The organism is Brevundimonas sp. (assembly GCF_965278935.1).
Lineage (GTDB): Bacteria > Pseudomonadota > Alphaproteobacteria > Caulobacterales > Caulobacteraceae > Brevundimonas.
Window position 1 is genome coordinate 1425731 of record NZ_OZ257124.1, and the last position, 17860, is coordinate 1443590.

The window sequence follows — 17860 nt, forward strand, 5'->3', positions numbered from 1 at the left end:
CGACAGGCGAAGGATCGGACACGGTTCACTCTGCGACGGATTCGCCAGTCCCCATGCGTTCGGCCACAACGACAGCCTATGTCTCGGCGCGACCGCGCTATGGGCTGTTCGACGTGATCGGCCTGCTGTTCCGCGAACTGCTGGTGATGATTCTGGTCTTCGTGCTGGTCCTGGCCATTGGCGCCGGCGCCGTCCTGATGCTCAAGAAGACCTACACGGCCGGGGCGAGCCTGCTGGTCAACGCCGGTCAGGAATATGTCTATCAGCCGCGCGTGGGCGGGCTGGCCGATCGCCAGTCCCAGCCGCCGGCCGTCGGCGAGGTCGCCCAGGCCGAGGCCAACATCATCGGCACGCGGGAAGTGAAACTGAGGGCCGTGCGGGCGCTGGGCCTGCCGTTCTTCCAGAAGCCCGGAAAGGTGAACACCGATCCCGTGGCCAAGCAGGAAGGCGACGCGATCAAGTTCATCAACGACGGTCTGGAGATTGGCACCACGCCGCAGGGCGCAACCATCGGGCTAAGCTTCGAGAGCGACAGCGCCGAGAAGTCGGCGCGGGTCCTGAACGCCATCATCGACCAGTATCTGATCTATCGTCGCGAGGTGTTCCAGGACCGCTCCACCCCCGCCATCCAGACGCAGCGCCGGGTGTTCGAGGATGAGCTGGCGGACGTGGACCGGGCCTATGAGCAGTTCCTGGCGACCAACGACATCGGCGACTTCGCGGCGACCAAGGCGGCGCTGGCGGCGACCTATCAGTCGACGCTGACCGAGAAGTTCTCGGTCGAGAACCAGTTGAACCAGGCGGCTCGTCGACTGGAGACGCTGGAAGCGCAGCAGGAACGGACGCCCGCCGAGGTCACACTACAGCAGGATCTCAATGTGTCGGCTCAGGACCAGATCCTGCAACTCCGCACCGAACGTGAGCAGCTGCTGGCGCGCTATCAGCCGGACAGCCAGCCGATCCTCGACATCGAGGCGCGGATCGCGGGGCTGCAGGAATATGTCGCCAGCGGCACGACGGTCGGGGCGAAAGAGGTTCGTCTGGGGCCGAACCCGGTCTGGACAGAACTGGAGACGACGCGGATCACGACCCAGGCGGAGCGGGATTCTCTGGTCGCGCGGCTGTCGTCGGTGAACCGGCAACTGGCGCAAATCCTCGACCGGCAGGCCCAGCTGACCCGCGAGGAGTCGCAGAACTCCACCCTGACGTCGAACCGCGACGTACTGACCGCCTCGATCCGCGAGTTCCAGCAGCGCGAGACCCAGAGCCGGGCCGACAACGGGCTGGTCGCCGCGGGGGCCGACAATGTGCGGGTCGTCGAGCGGGCGGCGGCGCCGACGCGGGGGACGAGCCTGAAGCTGCCTCTGCTGGCGCTGGTCGTCCTGTTCGCCGGCTTCACGGCCCTGTGCGTCGGTCTGCTGCGGGTGTTCACGCGCCGGGGCTTCGCGACCCCGGGCATCGCAGGCCGGACGCTGGAGATGCCGGTTCTGGCCGTGGCCCCTATGAAGGCCCACTGAGATCATCGTGTTAGCCTTCGGGCCAAGTTGCAGCGCGTAACCGATTCGCATGGTCGATCTCACATCTGAAATGGCGGGTCTCTGGGCCGCGCTGGGATCGGCCCCCGCTCATCGCGGCCGGGTCATCCAGTTCGCCTGCGCCAACTCCGGCGAGGGGGCGTCCACGGTCGCGCGCGAGTTCGCGCGGCTGGCGGCAGTGCGGGCGAGGAAGCCGGTCTGGCTGATCGACGCCGATCTGGCCCAGCCGGGGCAGCAGGAGGCGGTTGCGGGGGAGCCGGAGCGGTTCGGGCGGTTGGGCGCTGCGGCGTCTTCGTCGCCGGACGGGTCGAGCTTCTTCGTGGTGACGCCGCCGGTCATGGGGCGGGATCGCAAGCCGATCGCGCCGGCGCGGCTGATGACGGCGCGGCCGTGTCTGGGCGGTCGGCTGTGGGTCACGCGGTTCCGGGCAGAGGTGCTAAGGTCCGGGCAGAGGGCCGAGCCCCTGTCGGATCCGCGCTACTGGGACGCGATGCGCAAGCATGCGGATACGGTTGTGATCGACTCGCCGGCGGCGGATCGCAGCGATCTGTGCATCACGCTCGCGCCCTACGTCGATGCGACGGTGCTGATCGTGGCGGCAGAGAGTACGGCGGCGAACGAGCCGGTGATCCTGCGCGACGAGATCGAATCCGTGGGCGGTCGGATCGCAGGCGTCGTGGTCAATCGCTCGACCTATTCGCCGCCGGCCTTCCTCAGGCGGCTGACGGGCTGACCCTGTTCAGGCGGGCGAGTTCGCGCGCGCCGTAGAAGTGGGGTTCGAACCCCTTCATCCAGAAGATCTTTCCGAGACCCCGCGCCGCCTTGTCCATCAGGCCGGCGCGTGAGGAATGGGCGATGACGGTGGTGGCGATAGCGGCCAGGCCCCAGACGGCAGTCTGGACGGCGCCCACGGTCATCCATTTGGCGACGCCCGGCCAGTCGCGGGCCTTGGCCGCAGTCTGGCTGGGGCCTTGGCCATAGGCGAAGGCGCGGGACAGGGCGTAGCGCATGGTGGCGCGGTGGGGCGGGGCGAACTCGTCGACCCAGGCGTCGGCGGCCCAGCCGAAAGTCCCGCCGCGCGAGGCGAGGGCCGCGAACAGGGCGTCGTCTTCCCCGCCCGACTGATCGGCCGAGGCGTCGAAGGGGGCGGCGCCGGGCAGGGCCGTGGCGCGGATCATCAGGGAGTTGCCGCAGCCCCAGGGCTTGTCGATCGCTTGCGTGGTCGAGGGACCGGCGCGGCCGAAGAAGGCTTCGAGATAAAGCGCGGCCCAGCCGGTGTCGGCGGGCACGCGGCCGGCGATGGGGCCGAAGACGACATCGGCCTTGGTCTGGTCGAGGGCCGCGAGGAGGCAGGCCAGCCATGTCGGCGAGGCGGCCTCGTCGTCGTCGAGGAAGGCGATCAGGGGGGCGTTGGTCATCGACAGACCGGCGTTGCGGGCCGTGGCGACACCGGGGCGAGGCTCGTGGCGGTAGATCAGGGGGCAGGGGCTGTCGGCGGTCAGGCGCGTGACCGTGTCGCGGGCCGTGGCCGACGGATCGTTGTCGACGACGACGATGGAGGCCATCGGGGCGGTCTGGACGAACAGGGAGCGGAGGGCGCGTTCAAGGCTTTCGGGCCTGCGCATCGTCGGCACGATGACCGACACGGGCTGCATCACACGGCTCCAGCGTAGAGGGCTGCGCGGTAGAGGCGCAGCGAGAAGGCGCGGGCCTTGGTCGGCATCCAGGTCGTGGTCGCAGCCCGTTTGATCCAAGGGCGGAGGGCGCCGATGGCGGGGATCTTCTTCAGCAGACGGGCGGCCTTGTAGCTGGGGTAGGTCCCGACGATGTCGGGGTGGCGGGCGACGACGCGGGCGAAGTTTCCGGCGGATTGCTCGTACTTGCCGGCCAGCGCCTCGACCGTGTCCAGACCCATGTGGGTGGCCGGGTTATCGACGTGGACGACGGTAAAGCGGCGCGAGACGCGCATGGCCCATTCGACGTCCTCCCAGCCCCAGCCGGAGAATTCGGAATCGAAGGTCTCTGCCTCGAAGACGTCCCGGCGGACGAGGAGGTTGGAGGTGAAGACGTATTTCTCCGGCGTACGGGCGCGCTCCTGATACGGGACGCAGTCGCTCTTGGCGGCCATGGAGCGGTGGACCTGAAAGCGGGCGTCTGTCGGGGCCTGGAGCAGGGAGAAGCCGCCGAAGGCGACGGCCGGGTCCTCGCGCGCGACGAGGTCGGCCCAGGTCCAGAGGAAGCGGCGGTGATCGGGGCGCATGTCGCTGTCGAGGAACAGCAGCGAGCCCGCGCGCGCCGCAGTGGCCAGACGGTTGCGGCCCTTCGACCGGCCTTCGTTCGTCTTCAGCGTGATCAGGCGGGCGGGCAGGGCCATGGCCTTGATCCGGGCCTGCAGACGGGCGGTCAGGTCGGGATCGTTGGTGCCGTCGTCCATGACGATGACCTCCACCGCGCGATCGACCGCGCCGGCCTCCTCGTCGAGCAGCTGGAGCAGCTCGGACGGGTCGTCGCGCAGGAAGGGGATCAGGACCGAGACGGCGGGTCTGGCGCCGCGACGGCTGGCGTTGTCGGTGATGACGGGACGGCTCATGCGGTCGCGCTCCGGTTCAGGCGGGCGCCGATCAGGCGTGCGGCGAGGTCGCGGACCCCGGCGGCGTTCAGGATGATGACGACGACGGCGTAGACGACGGCGCCGATCCCGGCCTTGAGGATCAGTTCAGGCACGCCGCCGATGGCCGGCAGGGGCAGGACGGCGGCGGCCATGGCGGCGGAGGCGACGCCGCAGCGGGTCAGGGTGTCCCAGGGGATGGGCATCCGGACAATCGACCGGCCCATGCCGATGGAGGCGAGGACGCCGATGCCGAAGCTGGTCGCGGTGGCGATGGCGGCGCCGTGGACGCCCATCCGGGGCACGAGGATCAGGTTGAGGATCACGTTCGAACCGGCCGGGATGCACAGGGTCAGCAGCAGGCGGTCGGTGCGGCGGCCCAGCACGAAGGACTGGCTGAGGTAGTAGGCGGTCGTGCCGGACAGGAGGGCGGACAGGGCGATCCAGGGGGTGACGGAGGCGGCGACGGAGCGGAGGTCCTCGCCGATCATGAAGTCGGCCAGCGGACGGGCGACGAGGGCCACGCCGACGGCGGCGGGCAGGCCGATCAGGATGAAGGTCGAGGCCTGTTCGCGGGCAGCCTTCATGAAGGCGTCGCGGCTGCCGCGCTCCCAGGCCATGATCAGGGCGGGGGTCCCCGCCGCGCCGAGCCAGATGAACAGGACGTCGAGGGTGCGGTTCGCGAGACTGTAGCCCGCGTGATAGGCGCCGACGGCGGCCGGACCCATGTAGATCTCGAGCAGGAACCGGTCGGTCGAGGCCATGATCAGGCTGAGGCCGAGGCCTGCCGCGATGGGGTAGCCGTAGCGGGCGTAGGCGCCGAGGCGGTCGCGGTAGAGGACGCCGCCGCGCGCGTGCTTCAGCTCATTCGGCAGGACGAACGGCAGGACCAGCAGGGGGCCGACCGCCAGGCCGATCAGGGGCGAGGCCGCGCCGACACCGTGGAAGGCGCAGAAGGCCCCGATGGCGAAGCCGCCGAGGGTGACGACGATGTCCATGCCGGCCGATCTGGTCACCTCGCCCGAGGCGCGAAACCGTTCCTGGGCCAGTTTGGCGAGGCAGCGGATGGGGATGCCGACGAGGCCGGCGGCGATGGCCAGCTTCAGCCCGTGTCCGAGGGGCGAGACCCACAGGATGAGGGCCGCGAACGGCAGGACGGCGACGCTCATGACCGCGGCGGTGCGGTACAGCGTCAGGAAGTGGTCGGACAGCGACTGGCCTTCCTCGGCGGCCCAGAAGCGCGCCATGGCGGCTTCCAGCCAGCTGAACGTGCCGACGTGGACCAGGGTCATGATCGAGAAGGCGATGGCGTAGCGGCCGAAATCCTCCGGCGACAACAGGCGGGTGAAGACCACGATGGCCCCGAAACCGACCAAGCCCTGGACGATGTTGGCGGGCAGGTAGCCCCAGACGCCGCGCCAGAACATCAGCGGATCGCGGCTTTATCGCCCAGCAGGACGGGGACGGTGACCAACATGACCCAGAGGTCGAGCCACAGGGACTGACGCTCGATGTATTCGATGTCGAGCTGGACCCGGCGGCGGACGTCCTGGGCCGAGTGGAGCGGTCCGCGCGACCCCTTGATGGCGGCCCAGCCGGTCATGCCGGGCTTCATGCGGTGGCGGTGGGCGTATTCGGCGACGAGGCGGGCGGACTCCACCGCGCCGGTCTTCATGCCGATGGCGTGGGGGCGGGGGCCCACCAGCGACATCTCGCCCTTCAGGACGTTGAAGATCTGGGGCAGTTCGTCGAGGCTGGTCGAGCGGATGAACTTGCCGACGCGGGTGACTCGGTCGTCATCGGTGGTGACCTGTCGGCTGGCGGTGGCGTCGGCGGCCTCCTGGCGCATCGAGCGGAATTTCCAGACCACGATCTCCTCGTGGATGAAACCGTGGCGACGCTGGCGGAAGAAGATCGGGCCGGGGCTGTCGAGACGGATGGCGAGCGCCGTCAGGGCCATGACGGGGGCCAGCAGGATCAGGGCGACCGTGCCGATGACAATGTCCTGAATGCGCTTGTTGAAGGCGCGGCGGTCGTCGTCGATGCGGCCGTCGAGCGAGGCCAGAGGGGCGCTGGCCAGACGGTCGAGGGCGGCGCTGCGTTCGTGTTCGTCGACGGGATCGACCAGCAGGGTGACCTCGTTGGGCAGGGCGGACAGACGGGCTGTCAGTTCCCGGACGCGCTTCTCGGCCTTCGGGTCGATGGCGAGGACGATCTTGTCGACGTAGGGCGTCATCCGGTGCGTCATCAGGGCCTCGGCGTCGCCGAGCACCGGCACGCCCGCCACGCTGTCGGGATTACGGGCAAGGCGGTCGTCGAACACGCCCAGCACATTGATGTCGCGGCGCTTGAGCGCGTCCTTGATCAGGGTCTCGGCGTGGCGGGTCGCGCCGACGAGGACGATGTTCGGCGTCAGGGCGCCCTTGCCGCGCCAGCCGGCGACGAGGTCGCTCCAGCCCATGTGCAGGACATATAGGCTGACCGTGATCAGGCCGGTCCAGACGATGTAGGCCGAGATCCCGGCCCCGCCGGCGAGGGCCGCGTCGAGCAGGACCGCGCCAGCGCCGCCGACGAGGGCGACGCCGGCGACGGCCGCGAGATGCAAGGGCGTCTTCTGACCTCGGGCGAAGCGGTAGAGGCCCAGGGACCGCATGAGGCCCAGCACGACGACGGCCCCGACCGCGAAGGGCAGGACGGCCGACAGGGGCGCAGCAAACAGGCCGCCCGGCGTCATGGCCCAGACCATGGCGACGGTGATGATCGAGACCGCGGCGACGTCGGCGCTACGGAACCAGTGGACGGCGAGGCGCGAGGCGTGACGCTGGCGCGCGTTCAGCCAGACCTCAGGACGGAAGGGTCCGCGTCGCGCGGCTCCGTCGGCCTTGGGCGCGGCCATGGACCGGGCGGCCAGAGCCTGCAGGCCCGGTGCGTCGAGCCGCGCGGCGGTCTCGCCCGCGTCGGAAAGCGCCGTCGCACGGCTGATATCGATGGCGCTCGTCATGACCCCAGTCTGCACAGGCGCCGTGGATGTCACGTTAACGCGGCGCTCGATCCCGGATGCGTTCGTCCATGGCGCACCGGGGGTTCAGATCCGGCGAGCGGCCGCGGGATCGAACATTCGGTGCGGCGCGCGTCTGAACGTTGATCAGATACGTTGTGTATCGGCCCCGGCCGCCGCATGTTCGCCTGGACCGGGGTCTCTGATCCGGCGTCACAGTCGAGAGCCGCACAAGCGGCCATACCGAGGAAACATCCATGAACGACGCGGTCGATCCGGCCTCGCCCATACCCCACGGCTGGCCCGCCATGGATCTTGCGGAAGCGACGGCCCTGCTGACCCGGCCGGGCACGCTGTTCGAGATCGAAACGGTGGAGATCGACGGGCGGCCGGTGAAGGCGTGGAAGAATGCGCCGCCGACCCTGACGCACACCTTCCTCGCCGGACGCGCGAACGGGGCGAAGACCTTCATCGTCTATGGCGACGAGCGGGTGACGTTCGAGGCTTTCGCCCGTGCGGCTCTGGCGTTCGCCGCCGAACTGAGGGCGTCGGGAGTCGTCGCCGGGGACCGGGTGGCCATCGCCATGCGCAACCTGCCGGAATGGCCGGTCGCCTTCTTCGGTGCGGCCCTGCTGGGCGCGGTCGTCACGCCGCTGAACGCCTGGTGGAGCGCCGAGGAACTGGCGTTCGGGCTCAAGGATTCGGGCAGCAAGGTCGTGGTGGTCGATGCCGAACGGCTGGCGTTGATCCAGCCGGCGCTGGACGGCTTGCCGGACCTGAAGCGCTTCTTCGCCAGCCGCATGACGGCGGCGCCGACCGATGCCCGCGTCACGACACTGGAGTCCGTGATCGGCGCGTCCGCAACCTGGGCGGACCTGCCCGAGGGCGTCATGCCGGGCGTTGCGATGGGCCCCGAGGATGCGGCGACGATCTTCTATACCTCGGGCACGACGGGGATGCCGAAAGGGGCGCTTGGCACGCATCGGAATGCGAGCTGCAGTCTGGTCGCCGGACTGTTTTCCCTGGCGCGCAGTTATGTCCGGCGTGGCGAGGCGCCGCCCCAGATCGACGCCAACGCGCCGCAGAAGGTCGGGCTGGTCTCCATCCCCTTCTTCCACACGACGGGGTGCAATGCCGTCCTGCTGCCCGCGCTGGTCATCGGCCAGAAGCTGGTCTGCCAGCGCCGGTTCGATGCGGGCGAGGCGCTGATGCTGATCGAGCGCGAGCGGATCAGTTCGATCGGCGGGGTGCCGACCGTGGCGATCCAGCTGCTGCAGCACCCGGATCGGGCCAGATACGATCTCTCTTCGCTGGAGCTGGTGGCCTATGGCGGGGCGGCGGCGCCGAGCGCGCTGGTCGGGGAGATCGCGAAGAAGACCACGGGCCGTCCCGGCTCGGGCTGGGGCATGACCGAAACCTCGGCGACCCACACCCATCATCTGGGCGAGGACTATCTGAACCGGCCCGACAGCTGTGGTCCGCCGATCCCGGTCGGGGAGATCAGGATTGTCGACGGAGATGGCGCCGAGGTTCCGATCGGCGAGGTCGGCGAACTGCTGGCCTATGGGCCGAACATCGTGCGCGGCTACTGGAACCGGCCCGAGGAGACGGGCGAGACCTTCGTCGATGGCTGGGTGCGGACGGGGGATCTGGCGCGCGTCGATGACGAGGGCTTCTGCTTCATCGTCGATCGCAAGAAGGACATCATCATCCGGGGCGGCGAGAACATCTACTGCCAGGAGGTGGAGGCCATCCTGTTCGAGTATCCGGGCGTGGCCGAGGTCGCCCTGGTGGCGCGGCCGCATCCGGTGCTGGGCGAGGAGCCCGTGGCCTTCGTGTCGGTGGCGCCGGGCAAGACGGTCGACGTCGAGGCCCTGCGCAATCTGACCGTGGGTCGGCTCGCCGCCTTCAAGCGGCCGGTCGACATCTATGTGCTCGACGAACCCATGCCGAGGAACGCCGCCGGCAAGGTGCTGAAGAACGACCTCAAGGCGATGCTGACATCGGAGAGCGACGCATGAATCTCGACTTCTCGCCCGAGGACGTCGCCTTCCGCGACGAGGTCCGCGCCTTCATCGCCTCGGACTATCCGGCCGACATCCGCGCCAAACAGGATGCCGGGATCGATCTGGACAGGGACGACTATCTGGCCTGGCACCGCGTCATGGCGAAAAAGGGCTGGGTCGCGCCGGGCTGGCCGGCCGAATACGGCGGGCCGGGTCTCAGCGACGTGCAGAAATTCCTGCTGGCCGAGGAACTGGCCTTCGCCGACACCGCGCCGATCCTGCCGTTCGGGCTGAAGATGGTGGCGCCGGTGATCTACACCTTCGGCACGCCGGAGCAGAAGGCGCGCTGGCTGCCGCCCACGTTGGCGGGCGACATCTGGTGGTGTCAGGGCTATTCGGAGCCGGGGGCAGGGTCCGATCTGGCCAGTTTGACGACGCGAGCCGTGCGTGAGGGCGACCACTATGTCGTCAATGGCCAGAAGACCTGGACGACGCTGGCGCAATACGCCGACTGGGGCTTCTTCCTGGTGCGCACCGACCCGACGGCCAAGCCGCAGATGGGGATCAGTTTCCTGCTGATCGACATGAAGAGCCCCGGCGTCACGGTGCGGCCGATCATCACCATGGACGGGCGCCACGAGGTCAACGAGGTCTGGCTGGAGGATGTCCGCGTCCCGGTCGAGAACCGGATCCACAACGAGAACGAGGGCTGGACCTGCGCCAAATTCCTGCTGGCGCACGAGCGGACCAATATCGCCAATGTCGCCGGCTCCAAGCGGTCGCTGCAGAAGCTGCGCAAGATCGCGGAGAAGGAGGGGATCGCCGACGACCCGGGTTTCGCGGCGAAGCTGGCGGAGCTGGAGATCGATCTGCTGGCGCTGGAATATACCGAGCTGAGGTCGCTGGCGCGGCAGAGTTCCGGGAGGGGGCCGGGACCGGAGTCGTCGTTGTTGAAGATCAAGGGGACGGAGATCCAGCAGCGGCTGACCGAACTGACGCTCGAAGCGGTGGGGCCTTACGGGCTGCCGGACGCGCGGGGTCTGGGGAATGCAGGGCCGGTCGGGCCGGACTATGCCGGCCGCGCGGCGCCGACCTATTTCAACGTGCGCAAGACCTCGATCTACGGCGGGTCCAACGAGATCCAGCGCAACATCATCGCCAAACTGGTCCTGGGGCTCTGAGATGAATTTCGATCTGGGCGAAGAGCAGTCGATGCTGGCGGATTCCCTGTCGGGCTATCTGGCGGCGAACTACGGATTCGAGGCGCGCAAGACGATCGTTGGCTCCGAAGCGGGCTGGAGCGCCGAGGTCTGGTCGGGCTTCGCGCACGAGCTGGGCATCCTCGGCGCGCTGGCGCCCGAGGCCGTCGGCGGCCTGAACGGCGGGCCGGTCGAGGCGATGATCCTGATGGAGGCGGCGGGCAAGGCGTTGGTGGTCGAGCCGCTGATGGAGACGGCCGTGGTCGGCGTCGGTCTGCTGAAGCGGGTCGGGGGCGAGCGGGCGGACGCGGTGTTGCAAGGCATCGTCGAGGGAACGGCGGTGGTCGCTTTCGGGCATGGGGAGCCGCAGGGGCGGCATGCCCCGTTGTCGGTCGCGACGACGGCGGAGCGCAGCGGGGACGGCTGGGTCCTGTCGGGCGCCAAGGCGGTGGTCTCGGCCGCGCCCTGGGCCACTCATCTGATCGTCAGCGCGCGGACCTCCGGCGGGGCGACCGATCCGGCGGGGTTGAGCCTGTTCCTGATCGACGTCGCCGCACACAGGGACAGCGGGCTGTCGGTGCGGGGCTATCCGACCATCGACGACCGGCATGCGGGCGAGGTGGTGCTGGAGGGGCTGGTTCTGCCGGCCGATGCTCTGCTCGGCGTCGAGGGTGAGGCGTTCGATGTGTTGATCGCTCCGGTCACGGACGAGGCGGTGGCGGCCCTGTGCGCCGAGGCGGTCGGGGTGCTGCGCGAACTGCACGGGCAGACGCTGGAGTACGTCAAGCAGCGCAAGCAGTTCGGGCGGCCGATCGGGGAGTTCCAGGTGCTTCAGCACCGGCTCGCCGACATGTTCATGGCCGTCGAACTGGCGATCTCCCTGACCTATATGGCGACGCTGAAGCTGGGCGAGCCGGCGGCCGACCGGGGCCGGGCCGTGTCCGCGGCCAAGGTCGGGGTGTCGAAGGCGCTGAGGTTCGTCGGGCAGAACGCGGTGCAGACCCACGGCGGGATCGGGGTCACCGACGAACTGGCGCTGAGCCACTATTTCCGGCGGGCGTCGGCGATCGAAATCCAGCTGGGCGGCGTCGAACAGCACCTGCGCCGGTTCATCGCCTTGGCTGCGTGACCTCCGGAAACGTGAAGCTCACAGGCGCGGTCGGCGGTCGCCTAGTATCCGGTCAGCCCCAGGTGAATGATGCTTTCGATGGTCTGCCTGTCCTCGTCGATGGATCCATGCGTGGTTGCGTCGCACCGGCGGCCGTCGCCTCCATCAACGCCGGCATAGACGATCTGCGGCTCGATCAGGCCGAGCAGGGCGTCGCGCGCTGCGCGTTCAGTCCTGGTCAGCGTCGCCTGACGTCGAAGGTGGCGTTGAAGTCCCGAGATGGGCGCGTCCGGGTAGGTGCGACCGCTGTCGGGCAGAAACTCAAGCACGCCCGAAATCAGGTAGAGCAGGGATCGAGGGTAGATCTTGCCGAACAGATTGCCGTCGAGATCATCCTTTTTCTCGCGCTCGTCCGTCATGGTGAAAACCCGGATATTGTCGAGTCGCCTGGGCTTCTGGACGAGCGATGACGCCATCTGGTCGATGCGAACCGCCGGATTCAGGAAGGCGTAGTCGACCGTGACATTCCCGGGCAAGGCGGACGCTTGCTCGGCGAAATGACAGCCGAAGACGGCGCCCGCGCTGTGGCCGACGAGGAGAACCCGGACGGGTCTGGTCCGGGCCAGCGCCGTCAGGCCCTCGAGCAGCAGGTTACCCCCAGCGCCGTGATCGAAATGGTCGAGGGTGTCCTGTTTCATCATCGCCCAGTCGGACGCACCGCATTTCGCGACGAACGCCACCCGGGCGATCTCCTCGACAAGGGTGCAATAGACGCCGTGATCCCGGTCGGTCACCAGCCGCTTGATGGCGCGAAGGCCCGCCAGAACGAGCAACGGGACGAGCACGAAATCGGCCGCCGAGCTGCCGCGACTGTTCGGCAGCAGCGGCGAAGGATGTGCGGACCGCGCAGCGATGCGGGCAAGAACCTCTGGATCAATGTCGCGCCCGGGAGCCACCTTGCCCGGTTCGCCGACAATCTCTGTATGGAAGCGCTCGATTCCGGGGTCGTTCAGAATCTGCCGGCCCAGATCGGTGTCCAGCAACTGGTCTGTGTCCAGCGCTTCGGCCTCTTCAACCTTCGAGGCGTCTGGGCCGATGGCGATGTAGAGTGCGCCCGCTGGAGGCGGCGGCTCGTCCAGACGGCGGCGGACTGCAGCCAGATCCTCTTCCTCGACTGCCAGAGTCTCCCAACCACGCCTTTCGATCCAGGCGGCGAGGCGGAGGATGTATCGGACGAGCAGCGGGTTGCGGCTCAACTCATCATGGTTGTTGCCGATGCTCTCGGCGACGGAGCTCTCCCAGGCCAGATACGAGGTCTGCCAGCCGGCGTTTTTGAGAGGCGTGTAGTTCGCCTTTCCCGGAACCATCCCGTCGAGGCGGTCTGCGATTTCCAATGCCTTCGGATAAGACACCAGCCCGCCATGGACATGAAGAAGGAGGCGAGGAGTGGGGTCGGCGTCGAGCCGTTCGAGCACGGCCGCGAGTTCGACGCCGTTGTCGACGAACCGGCCGTCGCGCGTGTGCAGTATGGATACCAAGTGATCTTTCCCCGAGCCATGGAAGGAGTGGTCGCTGCGCCGCGCAGCCGAACTGCGGCCGGGGCGGCGGATAACCGTGCTTTCCATGAACAGCTGAACACTGTTACTTGTGAACGTCAATCAAATCGCAACCACGAGTTGCCAGCACTTCCGCAGGTCATGAAAGCCAAAGCGTCGGGGGTGGAGGGAAAGCCTGATGCTCATGAAGACAGGTCTGGCGACCACAGCCCGCCTGGCTCCGGCGGCCCTCGCCGTGGGGTTGGCGCTCGTTGCTTCCGGGGCTCCCGCAGCCACGCAGGGACAGCCGGTTCCCGAATGCGGCGGCGCTGTCATCTGCGCGCGTGAGCGTTGGAATGACACGGGGGTCGATGTCACCGCCGGGGAGCCGGTTCACTTCCGGATTTCGGGGACATGGTACGACGCGGGTGAGGAGGCGACGTTCGAAGGCTATGCCAAACCCCTCTTCGCTCCGGTGGCCTGGCTTCGCAGATATCCCGGGGCTCGCTGGTTCGCGCTGATCGCCTGCGTCGAACGCACGAGGCATTGCGCCCCGGTTCGCGCCGACCGGCCCTTCGTCCCGGTCACCTCGGGCCGGGTCTATATGTACGCCAACGACCTGTGGCCGATGTATTCCAACAATCGGGGTCAGTTGACGGTCGAGCGGGTGATCGACCCGCGTTGACGCCGCAAGCGCGTCCCTGTCCAGCTAACCTCAGCGCGCGATCCAGCGCGATCCGAAATAGCCGGCCAGCGCCGCGGTGGTCGCGAGGAATGTGCCCCAGGCCATGTCGGCCAGGGTGATCGTCATCGACCAGCGGGTCAGGGTCGCCTGGTTGGTCAGGTCGTAGGTCGCATAGGCGACCAGGCCGAAGACGGCGCCGTTGGTCGCCGCGCGCTGCCATGAGCCCTGCTGGAGCGCCGGGATCGTCGCCAGGAAGGTCACGCCGAACAGGAACAGCAGGTAGAAGGCGACGGCGGGCGGCCAGCTGAAGGATTTCCTCATCCAGTCGCCTAGCACGGGACGATAAAGTCGGTCGCCCATGAGGGTGAGCCAGACGACGTCGAGCGCCAGCATGGTGACGGCGGAAATCCCGAAGGCGGCGAGGTAACGCATAGGTTCAGGCTCCCTTCAGGCGATAGTGGCTGACGCCCCAGACCGTTCCGTCGCTGTCGCCGAACAGGCCGGCCGTGGCCATGAAGAACCGGCGCCAGCGGCGCATCCACAGGGCGTGATCGGCGCCGTAGACTTCCTTCATCAGGCCCCGGATCTCGTCGACATTGTCGTCGAAATTGTCGAGCCAGTCGTCGGCCGTGCGCTGGTAGTGGGTTCCGCTCCAGCGCCAGTCCTGCTCGACCTCAAACAGGTCGCCGTACTGGCGGATCAGGTTGTGACTGGGCATGACGCCGCCGGTGAAGAAATGCTGGGCGATGAAGTCGGCGTCGTCCGAGACCTCGAACCGATAGGGGGCGTCGATGTGGCTGAAGACGTGCAGGAACATACGGCCGTCCGGCTTCAGCCAAGTGCGTGCGCGGGTCAGCAGGGCGCGCCAGTTGGCCATATGCTCGAACATCTCGACCGAGACGATGCGATCGAAGGTCCGGTCGATATCGAAGACGTTCATGTCGGCGGTGATGATGGTCAGGTTGGTCAGGCCGCGTGCGGCCGCTTGGGCGTCGATGAAGGCCTTCTGGCTGCGGGAGTTGGAGACGGCCGTGATGGTCGAGGCCGGATAGTGCTCGGCCATCCATAGCGAAAGCGAGCCCCAGCCGCAGCCGAGCTCCAGGATCGCCTGGCCGTCGTGGAGGTCCGCATGCTCGCAGGTGATCCGCAAGGCCGAGGCCTCGGCGGCGTCGAGCGAGGCGTCCGGCGTCTCGTAGAAGCAGCTCGAGTATTTCCGGTGCGCGCCGAGGCACAGCTGGAAGAACCGCGCGGGCAGTTCGTAGTGCTGCTGGTTGGCGGCGTCCGTGTGTTCGGCGACAGGCCGCTCGGCCATCTCGCGGGCGAACCCGGCCTCATCTTCCGGCGCGGAGGCGTAGGTCTTGCGCGCGGTCGCGACCAGAAGGGCGATGGCCGGACGGGTGATGAAGTCGGGGAAAGGCACGTCCTGAAGCTTGTTCACGCGTTGGGCAAGGAGACTCATGGGTGTGGTCTTTCAGGTTCAGCGCTGGATCAACTGGCGGGTCGGCAGGCCGAGTTCGGCCATCCGGGCGCGCAGCCGGGTCTGTTCGGCCGCGCTCATGGTCGCGCTGCGCGAGAGCAGGGCGGGGAACTGGCCGTCGGCCGTGGTGGCGATCATCCAGCTGTAGTCGGGCGCCACGTCGATGACCCAGTAACGCTGGCGGATCAGGCCGGCGAAGAAGCTGGCCTCGAACTTGGCGTTGGTCGTGGTGTCGGTGACGCGGGCGCGCGTGTTGATCGTCGTGACACGACCGTCGCGGGCGCCGCGGTGGCAGGTCTGGCTGATCGCGAAGTCGTTCGGCGCGCGACGGCTCCAGACCTGGCTGGCGGCCCAGCAGTCGCTCTGGTGGTCGTTCGGGGTGCGCAGGATCTCGTGCCAGCGCCCCATGAAGCGGTCGAGGTCGATCGTGCGTCGGGGTTCGGGCGCCTGGGCGGATGCGGCCGTGGCGATCATCAGCATGAGGGCGGCCGCGAGCGGCAGGGCGTATCTAGGCATGGTGAACTCCGGTGGAGGTTTCTGACGGTCCCCCGACCGTGACGGGATGGGCGGGCGTGACCCCGCCGCGCAGACGCAGACCCTTCAGCAGGAGACGGACCGCCTCCCAGTGGATGCCGGCGATGACTTTCAGCGTCAGCAGGGGATGGCCCAGCCAGGCGCGACGCAGGTTGGCGTCGGTCATCTCGGAGCGCAGGCCCGAGAAGCCGGTCAGCAGCATCGGGCCATCGGCGTCGTCGACCGTGATGGAGACGCGGGTCGCCTCCGCCTCGACGCCCTCGGGCGGATCGACCTCGAACCGGTAGGTCAGGTCCATGTCCATGAAGGGCGAGACGTGGAAGGCCTTGCCGACCGCCTGACGCACCGGCCCAGATGCGGCGCCGACCGGCATCAGATAGGAATGGCGGCCGCCGAAGGTGTTGGACACTTCGTAGAGGATGGCGCTGAGCCGGCCGTCCTGCGCGTGGCAGTAGTAGACGCTGAGCGGATTGAAGCCGTAGCCGAGGATGCGGGGCAGGGTCAGCAACTGGACCCGGCCGCCGGTCGCGAGGCCGGCGTCGCGCATGCGCTGTTCGATCTGCACCTTCAGAGGGGTTTCGGAACCGTCGCCGTGGTCGCTCTGACGCATTGTCATCAGGCCGAACCGACCCGCTCCGAGCCAGCGCAGGCGGCCGACCAGATCGTCCCACTCGTCGAGATCGACCAGCAGCATGAACAAGCGGTAGCGCAGGGCGTGGACGCGGGGGCGCAGGCGGCGGTGGAACACCGGCCCTGTGTAGATCCCGGATCGCAGCCCCGTGCTCATCAGGCCGCCAGGGTCTCGACTGCGGGGACGGGCAGGGGGATGCGGGCGCTCTCGTTCTCCACGCTCCAGGGTCTGCGGACGCCGCCGATGTCTTCGGCCACAGCGAGGCCGGCCTGCAGCCCGTCTTCGTGGAAGCCGGACCCGAACCAGGCCCCGCAGAACCAGGTGTCGTTCCGCCCCTGAAGCGCGCCGAGGCCGCGCTGGGCCTCCATCGCCGCGGCGTTGAAGATGGGGTGGTCGAAGTCGCGGTCGGCGAGCACGAGCGACGGATCGGGCTCGCGTTCGGGGTTCAGGGTGACGAACAGTTCCGGCCCGGAGAGACCCTGCAACAGGTTCATCCAGTAGGTGACGCTGGCGGCGCCGTCCGCATCGGCGCGACCGGCGCCGACATAGTTCCACGCGGCCCAGGCGCTGCGGCGACGCGGCATGAAGCTGCGATCACGGTGCAGGACGACGCGGTTGCGGCCGTAGGCCATGGGTTTGAGCAGGCGCTGTTCGTCAGAGCTCGGTTCGGCCAGCAGGGCCAGGGCCTGATCGGAGTGGACGGCGAGGACGACAGCGTCGAACCGCTCCGCGCCATGGCGGGTGTGGAGGGTCGCGCCGTCGGGGCCACGATCGATCCGGGACACCGGCGTGTTCAGCCGGATCTGTCCCCGGAAGTCGGCGCCGAGCGCCTCGACATAGCGGATGCTGCCACCCGCGACCGTGCGCCAGGTCGGTTCCATGTCGACCTCGAGCAGGCGGTGGTTGCGGTAGAAGCGGATGAAGGCGGCGGCGGGATAGTCGGCCATCTGGCGCGGCGTCGACGACCAGATGGCGGCCGCCTGGGGCAGCAGGTGCAGATCGCGGAAGCCCTCGCCGTACTTGCGATCGTCGAGGTAGCGGCCCAGCGAGCACAGCGACCGATCCAGTTCGGCCAAGTCGCCGGCGGCGGTGCGGTGGAACCGCTTCAGGTCCATGAGCATGCGCCAGAAGCGGGGGCTGGCCAGGTTGCGCTTCTGGGCGAACAGGCCGCGCGCGCCGTGGCTGGAGTATTCGAAGCCGCCTGCATTCATCGAAACGGCGAACGACATATGCGCCGCCTTGCTCTCGACGCCGAGGCAGTCGAGCAGGGCGGTGAAATTCGGATAGTTCGGCTCGTTGTAGACGATGAAGCCGGTATCCACCGCGACGGGACCATCAGGTGACAGCGCCTCGACCGTGCAGGAGTGGCCGCCCAACCGGTCTTCGGCCTCGAACAGCACGACCTCGTGGCGGCGTGACAGCAGCCAGGCGGCCGACAGACCCGAGATGCCCGCGCCGACCACGGCGATGCGCCGCTTCGTGCCGGTCGTTTCGTCGAGTGTGCGGTCGAACATGGGGCTGCCTGTCGTCAAGCTTTGGACATC

General features: G+C 68.3%; 16 protein-coding genes. 6 read left to right on the forward strand and 10 right to left on the reverse strand.

Annotated features, from left to right (window positions below; genetic code table 11):
- Window positions 1–53 precede the first annotated feature (53 nt).
- The gene (locus ACQY68_RS07070; RefSeq protein WP_428152338.1) at window positions 54–1517 is read left to right on the forward strand and encodes a GumC family protein; all 1464 of its coding nucleotides are present in this window, start codon (window positions 54–56) and stop codon (window positions 1515–1517) included.
- A 49-nt stretch (window positions 1518–1566) separates the two neighbouring features.
- On the forward strand, window positions 1567–2268 hold the full coding sequence (locus ACQY68_RS07075) for a hfsB (RefSeq protein ID WP_428152339.1): 702 nt from the start codon (window positions 1567–1569) through the stop codon (window positions 2266–2268).
- On the opposite strand, the gene ACQY68_RS07080 is transcribed toward ACQY68_RS07075, so the two are convergent.
- From ACQY68_RS07080 to ACQY68_RS07095, 4 genes are read right to left on the reverse strand one after another with little or no spacing between them, the layout of a single operon-like run.
- A complete protein-coding gene (locus tag ACQY68_RS07080) occupies window positions 2249–3190 on the reverse strand; it encodes a glycosyltransferase family 2 protein (protein ID WP_428152340.1) in 942 nt (313 codons plus the stop codon). The two genes, ACQY68_RS07075 and ACQY68_RS07080, sit on opposite strands and share 20 nt — an antisense overlap.
- Complete coding sequence (locus tag ACQY68_RS07085) at window positions 3190–4125, reverse strand: glycosyltransferase family 2 protein (protein ID WP_428152341.1); 936 nt, start codon at window positions 4123–4125, stop codon at window positions 3190–3192. The genes ACQY68_RS07080 and ACQY68_RS07085 overlap by 1 nt, the downstream gene beginning before the upstream one ends.
- Window positions 4122–5570 carry a lipopolysaccharide biosynthesis protein gene (locus ACQY68_RS07090; protein ID WP_428152342.1) on the reverse strand — a complete coding sequence of 483 codons (1449 nt, stop codon included), beginning with the start codon at window positions 5568–5570 and terminating at the stop codon, window positions 4122–4124. Before ACQY68_RS07090 ends, ACQY68_RS07085 begins: the two co-directional genes overlap by 4 nt.
- Window positions 5570–7144 carry an exopolysaccharide biosynthesis polyprenyl glycosylphosphotransferase gene (locus ACQY68_RS07095; RefSeq protein ID WP_428152343.1) on the reverse strand — a complete coding sequence of 525 codons (1575 nt, stop codon included), beginning with the start codon at window positions 7142–7144 and terminating at the stop codon, window positions 5570–5572. The genes ACQY68_RS07090 and ACQY68_RS07095 overlap by 1 nt, the downstream gene beginning before the upstream one ends.
- 254 nt (window positions 7145–7398) lie before the next feature.
- On the opposite strand from ACQY68_RS07095, the gene ACQY68_RS07100 reads away from it, so the two are divergent.
- The 3 genes from ACQY68_RS07100 to ACQY68_RS07110 are packed head-to-tail and all read left to right on the forward strand — an operon-like array spanning window position 7399 to window position 11475.
- On the forward strand, window positions 7399–9162 hold the full coding sequence (locus tag ACQY68_RS07100; RefSeq protein ID WP_428152344.1) for a class I adenylate-forming enzyme family protein: 1764 nt from the start codon (window positions 7399–7401) through the stop codon (window positions 9160–9162).
- A complete protein-coding gene (locus tag ACQY68_RS07105; protein ID WP_428152345.1) occupies window positions 9159–10328 on the forward strand; it encodes an acyl-CoA dehydrogenase family protein in 1170 nt (389 codons plus the stop codon). The genes ACQY68_RS07100 and ACQY68_RS07105 overlap by 4 nt, the downstream gene beginning before the upstream one ends.
- Before the next feature lies 1 nt (window position 10329).
- A complete protein-coding gene (locus ACQY68_RS07110; RefSeq protein WP_428152346.1) occupies window positions 10330–11475 on the forward strand; it encodes an acyl-CoA dehydrogenase family protein in 1146 nt (381 codons plus the stop codon).
- A 41-nt stretch (window positions 11476–11516) separates the two neighbouring features.
- On the opposite strand, the gene ACQY68_RS07115 is transcribed toward ACQY68_RS07110, so the two are convergent.
- Complete coding sequence (locus ACQY68_RS07115) at window positions 11517–13079, reverse strand: hypothetical protein (protein ID WP_428152347.1); 1563 nt, start codon at window positions 13077–13079, stop codon at window positions 11517–11519.
- A 109-nt stretch (window positions 13080–13188) separates the two neighbouring features.
- Here ACQY68_RS07115 and ACQY68_RS07120 point away from each other — a divergent pair, with 109 nt between their 5' ends.
- Window positions 13189–13674 carry a hypothetical protein gene (locus ACQY68_RS07120; protein ID WP_428152348.1) on the forward strand — a complete coding sequence of 162 codons (486 nt, stop codon included), beginning with the start codon at window positions 13189–13191 and terminating at the stop codon, window positions 13672–13674.
- Between the two features lie 30 nt (window positions 13675–13704).
- Here the strand turns inward: ACQY68_RS07120 and ACQY68_RS07125 are convergent, their stop codons facing one another.
- From ACQY68_RS07125 to ACQY68_RS07145, 5 genes are read right to left on the reverse strand one after another with little or no spacing between them, the layout of a single operon-like run.
- A complete protein-coding gene (locus ACQY68_RS07125) occupies window positions 13705–14106 on the reverse strand; it encodes a DUF2177 family protein (protein WP_428152349.1) in 402 nt (133 codons plus the stop codon).
- Between the two features lie 4 nt (window positions 14107–14110).
- A complete protein-coding gene (locus ACQY68_RS07130) occupies window positions 14111–15133 on the reverse strand; it encodes an SAM-dependent methyltransferase (RefSeq protein WP_428152350.1) in 1023 nt (340 codons plus the stop codon).
- An 18-nt stretch (window positions 15134–15151) separates the two neighbouring features.
- Window positions 15152–15667, reverse strand: a complete 516-nt coding sequence (locus tag ACQY68_RS07135; protein ID WP_428152351.1) for a lipocalin family protein — start codon at window positions 15665–15667, stop codon at window positions 15152–15154.
- Window positions 15660–16472, reverse strand: a complete 813-nt coding sequence (locus ACQY68_RS07140; RefSeq protein ID WP_428152352.1) for a DUF1365 domain-containing protein — start codon at window positions 16470–16472, stop codon at window positions 15660–15662. Before ACQY68_RS07140 ends, ACQY68_RS07135 begins: the two co-directional genes overlap by 8 nt.
- A complete protein-coding gene (locus ACQY68_RS07145; protein ID WP_428152353.1) occupies window positions 16472–17830 on the reverse strand; it encodes an NAD(P)/FAD-dependent oxidoreductase in 1359 nt (452 codons plus the stop codon). The genes ACQY68_RS07140 and ACQY68_RS07145 overlap by 1 nt, the downstream gene beginning before the upstream one ends.
- Window positions 17831–17860: the final 30 nt, after the last annotated feature.

Coding starts and splice junctions, on each gene's coding strand:
- ACQY68_RS07095 (WP_428152343.1), bottom strand. CDS start 7,144: ATGACGAGCGCCATCGATATCAGCCGTGCGACGGCGCTTTCCGACGCG.
- ACQY68_RS07135 (WP_428152351.1), bottom strand. CDS start 15,667: ATGCCTAGATACGCCCTGCCGCTCGCGGCCGCCCTCATGCTGATGATC.
- ACQY68_RS07080 (WP_428152340.1), bottom strand. CDS start 3,190: ATGCAGCCCGTGTCGGTCATCGTGCCGACGATGCGCAGGCCCGAAAGC.
- ACQY68_RS07110 (WP_428152346.1), top strand. CDS start 10,330: ATGAATTTCGATCTGGGCGAAGAGCAGTCGATGCTGGCGGATTCCCTG.
- ACQY68_RS07070 (WP_428152338.1), top strand. CDS start 54: ATGCGTTCGGCCACAACGACAGCCTATGTCTCGGCGCGACCGCGCTAT.
- ACQY68_RS07140 (WP_428152352.1), bottom strand. CDS start 16,472: ATGAGCACGGGGCTGCGATCCGGGATCTACACAGGGCCGGTGTTCCAC.
- ACQY68_RS07075 (WP_428152339.1), top strand. CDS start 1,567: ATGGTCGATCTCACATCTGAAATGGCGGGTCTCTGGGCCGCGCTGGGA.
- ACQY68_RS07120 (WP_428152348.1), top strand. CDS start 13,189: ATGCTCATGAAGACAGGTCTGGCGACCACAGCCCGCCTGGCTCCGGCG.
- ACQY68_RS07100 (WP_428152344.1), top strand. CDS start 7,399: ATGAACGACGCGGTCGATCCGGCCTCGCCCATACCCCACGGCTGGCCC.
- ACQY68_RS07125 (WP_428152349.1), bottom strand. CDS start 14,106: ATGCGTTACCTCGCCGCCTTCGGGATTTCCGCCGTCACCATGCTGGCG.
- ACQY68_RS07115 (WP_428152347.1), bottom strand. CDS start 13,079: ATGGAAAGCACGGTTATCCGCCGCCCCGGCCGCAGTTCGGCTGCGCGG.
- ACQY68_RS07145 (WP_428152353.1), bottom strand. CDS start 17,830: ATGTTCGACCGCACACTCGACGAAACGACCGGCACGAAGCGGCGCATC.
- ACQY68_RS07130 (WP_428152350.1), bottom strand. CDS start 15,133: ATGAGTCTCCTTGCCCAACGCGTGAACAAGCTTCAGGACGTGCCTTTC.
- ACQY68_RS07090 (WP_428152342.1), bottom strand. CDS start 5,570: ATGTTCTGGCGCGGCGTCTGGGGCTACCTGCCCGCCAACATCGTCCAG.
- ACQY68_RS07105 (WP_428152345.1), top strand. CDS start 9,159: ATGAATCTCGACTTCTCGCCCGAGGACGTCGCCTTCCGCGACGAGGTC.
- ACQY68_RS07085 (WP_428152341.1), bottom strand. CDS start 4,125: ATGAGCCGTCCCGTCATCACCGACAACGCCAGCCGTCGCGGCGCCAGA.